Consider the following 13,951-nt stretch of genomic DNA (forward strand, 5'->3'; position numbering starts at 1 on the left):
TTTTTCGAGCTAAGGATTGTAACTTTTTTTCGAGAGCAATTGCGATTTCTAATCTCCTATTTTCTTCACGTAAGCGAATTAATTCTTGTCTTTCACTTTCATTTAAACTAGTAGTATTAACTTTTTTCTTATTATCTTTCATAATTTTAGGCGCACGACCCTTCGGTTTTGATTCTAAACCTAGGATACCATATTGATTATATTTCATCTGCCACTGAGCAATTAAAGTAGGATTAGAAATACCAAATATTCTAGCTGTTTCTTTATAGGATAGTTGATTATTATTTCTGTACTGAATAATTCTTAGTTTTTCATCTGTTGAATATTTTTTTCTTGTCATACCGGAAATAAGACCATCAATACCGAAGGTATCAAATTGATAAATCCATGTTCTTAGTATTGAAGGTTGAATATCATATTTTCTACCCAATGAATCATAGCCAATATTTCCATCTTTATATTCTTTAATAATTCTTAATTTAAAATCAAGTTCATGCTTTTTATTCAAAATAAACACCCCTAAAGTTGAATTTTAAGGTTCAACTTTAGGGGTGCACTTCAAATTTCCTCATGCTTTTTATTATTGACCTGGCATCGGCTCGATAAATCCATCATTAGATGAAGGTGGCTCAGGTGTTGCCGGTTGTGTTGTAGCCGGTTGAGTCGTCGTCGGTGTTGTTGGTCTTGGTGTTGTTGGACGTGTTGTCGTTGGTGCTGTCGTTGTCGGTGTCGTTGGTCGTACAGTCACTGTCGGTGTTGATGGTCTTGTCGTTGGTGATTGTGTTGCAGGACGTGTCACAGCAGGTTGAGACGTACTTGATGCTGGTCTTGATGTAGAAGTATTTGAACTGGTATTACTGTTAGATGTGTTACTAGATGAATTGCTTGATGATGTTGAACGACTTGATGCAGTTGATTTTTTCTTTGATGACGTTTTAGTAGACTCTTTTTTAGAATCGCTTTTACTTTCAGAAGTAGATTTTTCAGTTGTATCATTACTTTCTGATTGTGTTTCTTTATCTGTATCACTGGAAGCAATTTCTTTATTATCTGCTTCTTCAATATCATTTTTACTGTTTTTCTTTTTATTTTTACCGCGTTCTTTTGCAGCTTTGATTTTTTCAAGTGCAGCTTTAGATTTATTTTTGTCTGTTACCTTTTTATCTTCGTCAGTTGATTCTTTATTTTTCGTTTCAAATGCAACTTTTGCTTTATTGACTTCTGATTCATCACGAGCATCTTTTCCACACGCTGCTAACAAGGATACCGATAAAAGTGAAGTCATCGATAATAAGAGATATTTATTTTTCATAGCAAGTCCTCCTGTTAATGTAAATATAGCATTTTTTTCTTAATTTGAACATGATAATCTTCTGATTGTTTAATGTATTTGGTGTGATAAATATTAATGAAATAGACTCAAGATTCTATGAATGTCACATTTCGTTCAAAATCTTAGCATTAAGATGCGCAAATATTTGTTAAAATGATTGAGAATGGAGGTTGATTATGGGAGATATTACGATAGCCGTTGCTTTCGGCGCTGGTATACTTAGTTTTATTTCACCGTGTGTTCTGCCGATTTATCCTGCATTTTTATCTTATATTACTGGTGTAAGTTATAATGATCTAAAAGATAATAAAATGGATAAAAAAGCCTTATTACACACTGTATTCTTTTTAATTGGTTTTTCTATTGTCTATATTTCGTTAGGTGTGGGATTAGGTTTTGTTTCAGATTTTCTACAGTCGTATGATAATACGATTCGTATGGTTGGAGGACTACTATGTATAATATTTGGTTTAGTGGTACTAGGCATCTTCAACCCACAGTTTTTAATGAAAGATCGTAAATTTGAATTTAAGAATAGACCGACTGGCTTTATCGGAACGTTACTGATAGGCATTGCATTTGCGGCAGGCTGGACTCCATGTATGGGTCCGATTATCGGAACTATTTTTTCTATGGCAGCTGTTAATCAATCGTTAGCGCTGATCTATATGATTGCCTATGTTCTTGGATTTTGTATTCCATTTTTCTTATTGACATTCTTTATCACAAAAATTAATATATTAAAGAAATATAGTCAGATAATCACTAAAATTGGTGGAGTAATGATGATTATTATGGGATTGTTATTATTCTTTGATAAGTTAACAGCAATCACCCAATTTTTTAGTTAGAAAGAAGGATGGATATGTATTTTGTGATATCGATGCTCGTAGCATTATTTATGGGTACGGCAGTTATTATAGTTAGAATGAAGGCTCAAAATTATCCCACAAATGTTAAGAAAATTATTCTTCCACCGTTTTTTATGTCTACGGGAGCGTTGATGTATGTAGTACCTTACTTTCGATTGACACCGATGGAAATATTAGAAGCGGTTGTCGTCGGAATGTTCTTTTCGATTTTCTTAATCTATACTTCTAACTTTGTTGTTAAAGATAACTTAATTTATATGAAACGATCGAAGTTATTTCCGCTCATTTTAATTTCTTTACTGATTATTCGTAGTGTGATGAAATTTTACTTAAGTAGTACGATTCATCCAGGTGAATTAGCTGGTATGTTCTTCTTACTGGCATTCAGTATGATTGTGCCATGGCGTATTGCGATGTATATTAAATTTAAGAAGTTAGAGCGCACTTTAATTAAAGATTGACATAAAAATAAGCCAGGTAGTGAATGATCACTGCTCGGCTTATTTTTGTTTTTCAGTTTTCACTATTTCTGAATGATCAAATATAGAGAATTTTTGTTTCTCATCATCCGCATACTTAAAGTAATCTTCGTAGGGCGAATAATCAATTCCTAATTGATTGAGTTTCTTTTTCATAAAAGGGTGATCACGTTTTGGTGTAGCGATGATGTATCCGCGTAATATATGATCAAGTTCTATACTTTCGGCTTGTTCGTCTAACGCAATTTTTGAGATACGTCCTGCGATACGTTCTTTTGCAACATCACGAAATAGTTCCGGTACAGGAGAAACCAGTTCATTGAGTAAACTTTTAGCATCATCTCCCCAGAGTGGTAAAGCTTTATTAATGTAATAATCCTGCCAGTCAAGCTCACTTTTACCATCTTCTTTTGGCATACGCTTTAAAAATTTACGGAACATAAAGAAACCACCGATTGCCAGCATAGAAATAAAGAATACTGTCCATAAGAAAATAAATATCATAAACCAGTCGTTCATGTCGTTCACCTCTAAACACATTATATAGAACTAAAAAATATGTGTCTATCTAATAATCTTTATTCGATATATAAAGTGTAAAGGAGGTGAGAACATGTTAAAAGAAGTTGTATTAAATCTTATGTATGTTACAGGTGTAAAAGAAGATGGTAAAGAAGTATTTAAGACAAGACGTTTTAATCAAGTGCGTATGGATTTGCTTGATAGTGATTTACAAAACTTTGCAACATTAATGTCTGAATTGACTGGTGAAGATTATGTAAAGATTGATAAAGTTGAAACGAAAGCAGTGATTTAATTATTAGCGGGAGGAATAAATGATGAAAAGCTTACAAATGAACTTTTTAACGGATACTGGAAAAAACTACACATTTACAGTGAATCAGCCGAAACAGGATTTGACACGTGAAACGGTATTATCTGTAATGGAGAGCATCGTCAATAGTAAATATTTTATTACGACAGCAGGTGTTCCAGTATCGATAAAATCAGCAAAATTAGTCGATAAAGTTGAAACGATTCTTTTTGATTTAGAGGAAAAGTAATAATAACATATTAATAAATGCATACTTGTTGAATATACCATCGGCACATCCCTATATCAGGGATGTGTTTTTTTGTATAATAAATGCTGAGGTGAAAAAGTATGAAGATAATGCATATCGCAGATTTACATATTGGACGAACAATCAATCAGTTTTCTTTACTAAATAATCAGCAGATGATTTTAAATCAGCTCATAGAACGAATTGATGAAGAGGGCATAGATGTACTTGTCATAGCAGGTGATATATATGATCGTTCAATACCATCAAAGGAAGCAATGCAGGTATATGAGTCATTTTTACTATCAGTAAATGTAGATAGAAAAATTCCGGTGCTCGCTGTAAGCGGAAATCACGATGGTGCTGAACGTTTAGGTCATGCAAGAAATTATTTTAAGCAGTTCCAATATTATCTTTCAACTACGATTGAAGATAGTTTAACACCTGTAATCATTGATGGTGTTCATTTCTACTTAGTCCCTTATATTGATCCGGCATATGCCCGTCAGTATTTCAATGATGAATCGATAAGAACGCATCAGGATACATATCAGAAGATAATATCAAACATAGAAAACAATATGGATAAAAACAAGAAAAACATATTGATCAGTCATCTATTTGTTGCTGGTGGTGCGGTAACAGAATCTGAAAGAGAACTCGTTATCGGGACTGTCGAGCATGTGAATAAATCATTATTTGATGAATTTGACTATACGCTGCTCGGTCATCTGCATACACCAGACGCAATAAAAGATGAGAAAGTTTTTTATAGTGGGAGTTTAATGCGTTATTCTTTCTCTGAAATTGGCCAACGTAAGGGTTATAGAATATTTGATTTAAATGAAAATGTAGTAAATTTTAAACCTCTAAAATATGAAAGAGATTTAGAGGTTGCACAAGGAACGTATAATGAGGCGATGCATTTACAGCTTGAGTGTAATCAGCATGCATATTTAAGGCTTGAACTAAGTGAGATGGAAGCGGTTAATGAACCGATGGCTAAATTAAAACAAATTTATCCGAATTTACTCGAATTAAAACCGATATTGAAAGCAAATAATACATTTACGATGAGTAAGGATGTTACAAGTCTAAATACAATGGATCTCATAGCGACATTCTATCAAGAAATGACGGAAGAAACGTTAAATGATCAACAAATTGATACGCTTCATTCATTACTGACAGCAGGAGGTGATTCAGATGAAACCTAATACATTAACGTTAAAAGCATTTGGTCCTTTTAAGGAAGAAACAATCGATTTTAAAAGCCTTCAAAATCATCAGCTGTTTCTAATCAGTGGTAAGACCGGTGCAGGAAAAACGACGATATTTGATGGGATGATGTACGCATTATTTGGTGTCGCGTCGACGAGTGATCGTGAGGAATCAAATTTAAGAAATATAAATGCACAGGATGATGAACCCACAGAAGTTATCTATAACTTTTATATGCAGGGCAAACAATATGAAATTTACAGAGACATACCCTTTATAAAAAATGGTAATAAGACGAAGAAACCAACTCAGCTCAATGTTTATGAAATCGATGCAAACGAGAAACGATTGCTAGCATCTGGACTGACTGCTGGAAAAGAAAAGATAAAAGATATTATAAAGCTGGATGCCCATCAATTTAGAAAAATTTTTATATTACCACAAGGTGAATTTAAATCATTACTTGTCTCGGGATCAAAAGAAAAGTCAGATATATTACGTACACTTTTCGATACGACGAACATTCAAAAGTTGTCTGCACAACTGCGAGAAAAAGTTCAGCAGGATCAAAAAGAAATGCTGGCATTAGAATCTGAAATAGGTGTTCAGTTTGCCATGTTCAATGGACTAATCGATCAAAATGGGGCAAAAACTTATACCGATAAACGTGATGCAATTCAATCTGCTTTATTAACGATGAATGATGAAATTAAAAAGTCTAAAGAAACGCTTGAAATTAAACGTAATTTGTTAAAGGAAAAAGAGAAAGAAGTAAGTGACGCAGAAATTTTAAATGATAGTATCATACAATTAAAGGACCATGAAGCGGAACGTATTCGTTTAATGGAAAACGAAAAAAATATTAATGACAAGCAAAATGATTTAAAATACCTTATTCAGTTTGATCATTATAAGATGATTGAAAATGATTTATTTTCTCATATTAAGAAAAGAGAAATAGTAGAACAAAACATAAAGCGCCTTAACATTCAATTTCAGGAAATAGAAAAAAGGTTGAAAGTATTACGTAAGCAACAAGAAACATTTCAACAAAGTTATGAAGATATCACTGAAAAGAAAAAATATGTTGTTCAAAATGAGCGTTATACACATTCAAAATATAAAAATTTACAGCAAGATATTCGTAAAAGTAAAGAAAAAATAACCACTTTAACAAATAAGATTGAATCAATACAAGAAAAAGTAAATGATGCGCAAAACTATGAAAGAGAAAAACAGTTGATACAAACGCAAGTACTTGAAAATGATTCAAAAATTACCACACTGGACAATACAATCACAAAAGTTAAGATGCAGATTGCTACATTATCAAAAATTATACAACAATTAGACCGTTTGCTATCAACTAAGGAATCCTATCAAAATATCGATGAATCAATAAAATCATTAAAAAGTAAATTAAATGATTTACAAAGTAGTGAGAAAGTACAGGATGTTGAACAAATAGAAAACATCAAATCCCAATTAAATGTTGGGGATAAATGTCCGGTTTGTGCGAATGTTATTCACAATCTAGATGATACATCACATATAGAAGCGCATAAATACCAAATAGAACTAGAACAAATGAAACAACGTCAGCAAAAATTGAGTACTTCTATTGAAATTTACATAAATGAACTTGAAATGATCCCATCAATTACTCATATTCATGATGAAGATAAATCGAAATTTAATACAATCGAAATTGGTGCATTAAATGAATGGATTGATAATATAACAATCGAAAATATAGGTAATGCAGTGTATTTGGCATTACAGGAACAGGTACAAGCTAATATTAAGGTACTTTCTCATGATATAAAACGTGCAGATAATGAACTTCTGGAACTAACAAATGTTAATTTAAAGTATCAAGAGCAATTACATACGCTTGACGCAGCACACGATGAAACAGTTCAATTTGTTGAATCACTTAAATCAATTCAAGAGGAAGTTACTGTGGTCGAGAAACAATATCACACAGACGCATCTGATTTTTCAAAGTTTCTGCAAGATACGAATACGGATAATCACGAGTCATTTATCAAACGATTCAATACCTATAAAAATGAAATCTCAACTTATGAATCGTCCTTTGAACAATGTAAAGATAATATCGCACAAGACGAAAAAGAAAAACTGGTTATTCATCAAAATGTTGAGAGTTTGAACAGACAAAAAGAAGAAATCGTTCAATCAATTCAACTTTACAATGAAAGAATAGAACAATATCAAATCCCTGAAGCAATTAAACTAAAGTATACTGATAAAAATATTAGTGTTATTATTGAACAATTTGAGAAAGAAATTAAAGCGTTCCATGATAAGCGACTTACACTATCCAATGAAATAGATCGATTCAATCAGATTATTGACAATCGTAAATCACCTAATCTGGATAATTTGCATCAGGAACTAGAAACAATGAGAGAAATGATAGATGAACTGGTTTCAAATGTTGGTTCTATGCAGGAGAAATATCAGAATTATACAAACCAGTTTATAAAGCTTGAAGATAGACTTACTTATTATGAATCAACAATGAAAGATGTAAGATCACTTGTATTATTGAGCGATGCTTTAAATGGAAATAATGCTCAGAAGATAGATATTGAAACTTATGTATTAATGTATTATCTGGAACAGACATTGCTATTAGCTAATAATCGACTAAGACAGATGACGGGTAATCGTTATGAGTTACGACGTCGTGCTGAAAAGCGAGGTGGTGGCAGACAAGGCCTTGTTATAGATGTATTTGATTATAATGCGAATAAAACGAGAAATATATCTTCATTGTCTGGAGGAGAGACGTTTATTGCCTCATTATGCCTAGCATTAGGCTTATCAGATTTTGTGATGCAAATTTCTGGGGGGATTCATCTTGAATCTGTGTTTATTGATGAAGGTTTTGGAACGTTGGATGATGAAACTTTAGAAGTAGCAGTTAACGCATTAATCGATCTGCAAACATCAGGTAAACTCGTTGGAATGATTAGTCATGTACAATTACTCAAAGAAAGAATACCAGCAATATTAAAGATTGAGTCGAACGGTTTTGATAGCAGTGCCACATTTATCATTCAATAATTTCAGGAATCTTATAAATTGTAATAATTATGACAAAACTTTCGTTGTATTCATATACTCATTACACGTATTATTTGTTATATTAATGTTTGATAAATAGGAGGGAATTATGAAAAAATTACGAATTTTTACAATTATTTTAACTACTTTATTTATTTTTGCGGCTTGTAGTAATTCAAGAATAGTACCGAAGTCTTTATTTGGGAATACCATTACTGAATTTTCAGGGACAAATGAAGAAGGTAAAGCAATTTCTGAGAAAGATTTGAAAGGCAAAGTCTGGTTAGTAGATTTTATCTTTACTAACTGTAAAACTGTTTGTCCACCGATGACTTATAATATGAGTCAGGTTGCAGATGAACTGAAAAAAGAGGGTGTATCTCCTAAAGACTACGGAATTATTAGTTTTAGTGTGGATCCAAAGAAAGACACGCCTGAAAAATTGAAAAAATATATTAATCAGTATAATCCGCCAAAAGGTGTGTGGACAGCTGTTACTGATTATGATGAAAAGTTCATCCGACAGTTTGCAGAAGAGAATTTTAAAACGATTGTCGTTCCACCGACTGCTGACAATGATCAGGCGACACATGGTACATCGTTTTACTTAGTTGACCAAAATGGTGTAATTATGAAAGATTATGCAGGAAAAGATACTGGAGATAAAAAATTTCCGAAAGCAGAAATTGTTGAAGATGTGAAGACAATGATAAAAGAAGGACCTTATAAAAAGTAAAAAAGATAAGAAAAAGAGATTGCAATCGCAATCTCTTTTTAATATTATTTAGAACGCAATAAATCTCTAATTTCAGTTAATAATACAGTATTTTCTTCTACTGCTTCCTCAACTTCTTCAACATCGCTCTTACGTGTTAATTTATTGATTAATTTAACGAATAAGAAGATGGCTGCGGCAACGATTAAGAAATCAACGATAGATTGAATGAAGACACCATATTTAATACCTTTATAAGCCCAGTTTGATGCGAAATCAGTATAACCAAAGATAAGACCGATAATTGGCATAATAACATCTGCTACTAATGAAGATACGATTTTACCAAATGCTGCACCGATTACCACTGCAACTGCTAAATCAAGAACGTTTCCTTTAATAGCAAATTCTTTAAATTCTTTTATTAATGACATGTATAGTCACCTCCTATAATAATTCTATTTTACAATCAAAAATATAAAAAATCAATCTCTATTTATTTATTAAATTAATTTTTATTAAATTTTTATCATTTTACAAATAATATTTCTTTCAATTATAAATAATAAGTATATTTGAAATGAGGTGATGAGAAATAAAATTTTTAGATTATAAAGAAATAGCAATGAAAACGATTTAAATTTTTCATTTTGATATTTTCTTAATATTTATTTATTTGAAATTAACTTTTCTCTTTGTTATACTATAGACTGTTTTTAATAATTAGAGAGGAGTTTTTTAATGAAAGAAGGTAGAAAATTAACACCTGTATTTTTTATTGCACTAGCTTTAGTGGCCGTTACAGTGATTTTAGGTATTACTATTCCTGAAGAATTTAGTAAAATAACAGGTAATATTAACCAATGGATTTCTAAATATTTTGGTTGGTATTATGTTATGGTGACTTCTATATTTGTCTTTACATGTTTATTCTTAATATTAAGTCCGATCGGTAAACTTAAATTAGGTAAACCAAAGGATAAACCTGAATTTAGTACAATCTCATGGTTTGCAATGTTATTTAGTGCAGGTATGGGGATCGGTTTAGTCTTTTATGGTGCATCAGAACCTTTAAGTCATTTTATTACCTCACCTGTTGCTGAACCAGAGACGGATGAAGCGATGAAAGATGCATTTCGTTATACATTTTTCCACTGGGGATTTCATGCGTGGGCAACATATGGCGTTGTAGCGCTTGGACTTGCATATGCACAATTTAGAAAAGGTGAACCAGGATTAATTTCAAGAACACTACGTCCTGTGTTAGGGAATAAGGTTGATGGATGGATTGGAACAATCATTGATGTACTTGCAGTATTTGCAACAGTAGTAGGGGTTGCAGTTTCACTTGGTATGGGTGCTCAGCAGATCAATGGTGGTTTGCATTATCTCTTTAATATTCCAAATACATTTAACGTGAAATTAATCATTGTTATTATCGTTACAATATTATTCTTGATAAGTGCGTGGAGTGGCTTATCAAAAGGTATCCAAATTTTAAGTAATGCAAATATTACGCTCGCAACATTATTATTATTTGCAGTATTATTTTTAGGTCCAACAGTATTAATTTTAAATATGTTTTCAACATCAATCGGTAATTTATTACAGAATTTCTTAAGTATGAGTTTTGATGTTGCGCCACTTGATAAAAATAAACATGACTGGATGAACAGCTGGACAATTTATTATTGGGGCTGGTGGATGAGCTGGAGCCCATTTGTTGGTATCTTTATCGCACGTGTTTCAAAAGGAAGAACGATTCGTGAATTTTTAATCGGTGTATTACTCGTTCCTACTATTATCAGTGCACTATGGTTTAGTGTGTTTGGTGTAACAGGTATTGAAGTATTCAAGGATGTTCCGAAAATTGGTGAAATGGTCGTTGAAACTCAATTGTTTGCAATCTTTGAACATTTGCCGATGGCGATGGGCTTATCATTGATAGCTTTATCATTGATTTGTACTTTCTTTATAACGTCAGCAGATTCTGCGACGTTTGTATTAGGTATGCAGTCTACAAACGGCTCTTTAGAACCAGCAAACTATATTAAAGTGATTTGGGGTGTTGCGCAATCTTTAATCGCGCTTGTGTTAATTTATGCAGGTGGACTTTCTGCGTTGCAAAGCGCAGCGATCATTGCAGCTTTCCCATTCTCATTTGTATTAATGTTGATGTTAGTTTCTGTCTATAAAGACGGAAATAAAGAAAGAATGAGGCTTGGGTTAACGTTGAAACCCGATAAAAAGTTTAGAAATAAAACTTATGAGGTCAATCCTCAGAAAAATAAATAATAGTAAAGACAGTTCAGGTTATTTTACTTGAACTGTCTTTTTATCATAAGTAAAACTTATAAACTGGTATAGCTTATTTGGAATGTGATAATATTTACTTCTCATTCTATTTTGATTAAAATAGGGTTGTAAAGGCTTTAATAATCTTTAGGGGGAACGAATATGAATTCAAATTTACAACAAACTGCAAAACAGACATTTGAATTAAATGGTAAATCGTACACGTTTTATAGTTTAAAATCTTTAGAATCATTAGGTTTAGGAGAAATTAAAAATTTACCTTATTCTATTCGTGTATTACTAGAATCAGTGTTACGCCAATATGATGGTCGTGTAATTAACGAAGATCATATTAAGCATTTAGTAAAATGGGGCAAAAAGAATGATCCAAACGCTGAAGTGCCGTTTAAACCATCACGTGTTATTTTACAGGACTTTACTGGTGTGCCTGCGGTCGTTGACTTAGCATCACTTCGTAAAGCAATGGATGACGTTGGTGGGGATGTTACGAAGATTAATCCGGAAGTACCTGTAGATTTAGTAATTGACCACTCTGTACAAGTGGATGCCTATGGTAATGAAACTGCATTAAAACGTAACATGGAGTTAGAATTTGCACGTAACAAAGAACGTTATCAATTCTTAAACTGGGCGACAAAAGCATTTGATAACTATCGTGCGGTTCCGCCAGCAACAGGTATCGTACATCAAGTAAACTTAGAATATTTAGCGAACGTTGTTCACGTACGTGACGTAAATGGTGAACAAGTTACTTTCCCTGATACGTTAGTAGGTACTGACTCACATACAACGATGATCAATGGTATCGGTGTACTTGGATGGGGTGTAGGTGGAATTGAAGCAGAAGCGGGTATGCTTGGTCAACCATCTTATTTCCCTGTACCGGAAGTAATTGGTGTAAAACTGACGGGAGAACTTCCTGAAGGTGCAACTGCCACTGACTTAGCGTTACGTGTGACTCAGGAATTACGTAAAAAAGGTGTTGTCGGTAAATTTGTTGAATTCTTCGGCCCAGGTGTAGTGAACTTACCACTTGCAGACCGTGCGACAATTGCTAATATGGCCCCTGAATATGGTGCTACGTGTGGTTTCTTCCCAGTTGATGAAGAAGCTTTAAATTATATGCGTTTAACAGGTCGTGATGAAGCACATATCCAGCTTGTAAAAGAATATTTAGTAAAGAATGACATGTTTTTTACAACAGATAAAGAAGATCCTACGTACACTGATACATTAAATTTAGATCTTTCAACTGTGGAAGCTTCATTATCAGGACCGAAACGTCCTCAAGATTTAATCAAACTTAGCGATATGAAAAAAGAATTTGTGAAATCCGTTACTGCTAAAGCGGGCAATCAAGGTCATGGATTAGATAAAGCTGAATTTGATAAAACTGCATCGGCTACACTTGCTGATGGTAAATCCATCACAATGAAAACGGGAGATATCGCAATTGCGGCGATTACATCTTGTACAAATACATCAAACCCTTACGTGATGTTAGGTGCTGGATTAGTTGCTAAAAAAGCTGTAGAAAAAGGATTACAAGTGCCTGCTTATGTGAAAACTTCATTAGCACCGGGTTCTAAAGTTGTTACAGGATATCTTGAAGATTCAGGATTACAAACGTATCTTAATCAATTAGGATTTAATACTGTCGGTTACGGATGTACGACATGTATCGGTAACTCAGGTCCGTTATTACCTGAAATTGAAGAAACAATTTCAAAAGAAGATTTATTAGTAACTTCTGTATTATCTGGTAACCGTAACTTTGAAGGTCGTATTCATCCATTAGTGAAAGCAAACTACCTTGCTTCACCGCAACTTGTTGTGGCATACGCGTTAGCTGGTACTGTTGACATCGATTTACAAAATGATCCGATCGGTAAAGGTCACGATGGTAAAGATGTATTCTTAAAAGATATCTGGCCAACGATTGATGAAGTTAAAAATGAAGTTAATGCTGTTGTAACACCAGAATTATTTAGAAAAGAATATGAAAATGTCTTTAATTCAAATGAAATGTGGAACCAAATTGAATCAACTGATCAACCTTTATATGATTTTGATCCGACATCGACATATATTCAAAATCCTACATTCTTCCAGGGATTATCTAAAGAACCAGGAAGTATTGCACCACTTAAAGATTTAGCGGTTATGGGTAAATTTGGTGACTCAGTTACAACTGACCATATTTCTCCGGCAGGTGCTATCGGTAAAGATACACCAGCAGGAAAATACTTAAGAGAAAATGGCGTTGAAATCCGTGACTTTAACTCATATGGCTCTCGTCGTGGTAATCATGAAGTAATGATGCGTGGTACATTTGCAAATATCCGTATTAAAAACCAAATCGCACCAGGTACAGAAGGTGGATTTACAACGTATTGGCCAACGGGTGAAGTAATGCCGATTTTCGATGCTTGTATGAAATATCAGGCAGATGGTAAAGGATTAGTCGTGTTAGCTGGAAATGACTACGGTATGGGTTCTAGTCGTGACTGGGCTGCAAAAGGTACTAATCTTTTAGGCGTAAAAACAGTGATCGCTCAAAGTTACGAGCGTATTCACCGTTCTAACTTAGTGATGATGGGTGTATTACCTTTACAATTCTTAAAAGGTGATTCTGCAGATGCATTAGGGTTAGATGGTTCTGAAACATTCTCAGTTGAAATCAATGAAGGTATCAAACCACGTGATGAAGTGAAAGTTACTGCAGTGAAAACTGATGGAACTGTTGTTGAATTCAATGCTTTAGCACGATTTGACTCAGAAGTAGAATTAGATTACTACCGTCATGGTGGTATTCTACAAATGGTTTTAAGAGATAAGTTAACGCAATAAAAATAATT

13 protein-coding genes are annotated in these 13,951 nt (G+C 33.3%); 9 read left to right on the plus strand and 4 right to left on the minus strand.

What is annotated here, in order from left to right; all coding sequences use genetic code 11:
* On the minus strand, positions 1–517 hold a 517-nt coding region (locus JJJ02_RS04725), incomplete at its 3' end, for a helix-turn-helix domain-containing protein (RefSeq protein ID WP_240837649.1).
* A gap of 63 nt (positions 518–580) precedes the next feature.
* Positions 581–1,312, minus strand: coding sequence for a hypothetical protein (locus JJJ02_RS04730; RefSeq protein WP_240837651.1), 732 nt, complete (start codon positions 1,310–1,312; stop codon positions 581–583).
* Positions 1,313–1,509: 197 nt separating this feature from the next.
* Here JJJ02_RS04730 and JJJ02_RS04735 point away from each other — a divergent pair, with 197 nt between their 5' ends.
* Both JJJ02_RS04735 and JJJ02_RS04740 read left to right on the plus strand, forming a co-directional pair.
* Positions 1,510–2,184 (plus strand): cytochrome c biogenesis CcdA family protein, encoded by a 675-nt coding sequence (locus tag JJJ02_RS04735; RefSeq protein WP_111714805.1) that lies wholly within the window; start codon positions 1,510–1,512, stop codon positions 2,182–2,184.
* Positions 2,185–2,198: 14 nt separating this feature from the next.
* Positions 2,199–2,666: a CcdC family protein gene (locus tag JJJ02_RS04740; RefSeq protein ID WP_240837653.1), complete on the plus strand. Its 468-nt coding sequence runs from the start codon at positions 2,199–2,201 to the stop codon at positions 2,664–2,666.
* Between the two features lie 39 nt (positions 2,667–2,705).
* Here the strand turns inward: JJJ02_RS04740 and JJJ02_RS04745 are convergent, their stop codons facing one another.
* The gene (locus JJJ02_RS04745; RefSeq protein WP_111714808.1) at positions 2,706–3,203 is read right to left on the minus strand and encodes a DUF2621 domain-containing protein; all 498 of its coding nucleotides are present in this window, start codon (positions 3,201–3,203) and stop codon (positions 2,706–2,708) included.
* A gap of 94 nt (positions 3,204–3,297) precedes the next feature.
* On the opposite strand from JJJ02_RS04745, the gene JJJ02_RS04750 reads away from it, so the two are divergent.
* From JJJ02_RS04750 to JJJ02_RS04770, 5 genes are all read left to right on the plus strand, one after another.
* Positions 3,298–3,501, plus strand: a complete 204-nt coding sequence (locus tag JJJ02_RS04750) for a DUF1659 domain-containing protein (protein ID WP_111714810.1) — start codon at positions 3,298–3,300, stop codon at positions 3,499–3,501.
* A gap of 22 nt (positions 3,502–3,523) precedes the next feature.
* Positions 3,524–3,748, plus strand: coding sequence for a DUF2922 domain-containing protein (locus JJJ02_RS04755; protein ID WP_170122445.1), 225 nt, complete (start codon positions 3,524–3,526; stop codon positions 3,746–3,748).
* Between the two features lie 101 nt (positions 3,749–3,849).
* The gene (locus JJJ02_RS04760; RefSeq protein ID WP_240837655.1) at positions 3,850–4,965 is read left to right on the plus strand and encodes an exonuclease SbcCD subunit D; all 1,116 of its coding nucleotides are present in this window, start codon (positions 3,850–3,852) and stop codon (positions 4,963–4,965) included.
* Complete coding sequence (locus tag JJJ02_RS04765; protein WP_240837656.1) at positions 4,955–8,062, plus strand: AAA family ATPase; 3,108 nt, start codon at positions 4,955–4,957, stop codon at positions 8,060–8,062. Before JJJ02_RS04760 ends, JJJ02_RS04765 begins: the two co-directional genes overlap by 11 nt.
* Positions 8,063–8,171: 109 nt before the next feature.
* The gene (locus JJJ02_RS04770; RefSeq protein ID WP_111714816.1) at positions 8,172–8,798 is read left to right on the plus strand and encodes an SCO family protein; all 627 of its coding nucleotides are present in this window, start codon (positions 8,172–8,174) and stop codon (positions 8,796–8,798) included.
* Between the two features lie 44 nt (positions 8,799–8,842).
* Here JJJ02_RS04770 and mscL read toward each other — a convergent pair whose 3' ends face one another.
* Positions 8,843–9,211, minus strand: coding sequence for a large conductance mechanosensitive channel protein MscL (mscL, locus tag JJJ02_RS04775; protein ID WP_240837658.1), 369 nt, complete (start codon positions 9,209–9,211; stop codon positions 8,843–8,845).
* A gap of 307 nt (positions 9,212–9,518) precedes the next feature.
* Between mscL and JJJ02_RS04780 the strand changes: the two genes are divergently transcribed.
* Both JJJ02_RS04780 and acnA read left to right on the plus strand, forming a co-directional pair.
* On the plus strand, positions 9,519–11,072 hold the full coding sequence (locus JJJ02_RS04780; protein WP_111714820.1) for a glycine betaine uptake BCCT transporter: 1,554 nt from the start codon (positions 9,519–9,521) through the stop codon (positions 11,070–11,072).
* Between the two features lie 162 nt (positions 11,073–11,234).
* The gene (acnA, locus tag JJJ02_RS04785; protein WP_239242714.1) at positions 11,235–13,943 is read left to right on the plus strand and encodes an aconitate hydratase AcnA; all 2,709 of its coding nucleotides are present in this window, start codon (positions 11,235–11,237) and stop codon (positions 13,941–13,943) included.
* Positions 13,944–13,951 lie beyond the last annotated feature (8 nt).

It is taken from the genome of Macrococcus sp. PK (assembly GCF_022501545.1).
In the GTDB taxonomy this organism is placed as follows: domain Bacteria; phylum Bacillota; class Bacilli; order Staphylococcales; family Staphylococcaceae; genus Macrococcoides; species Macrococcoides epidermidis.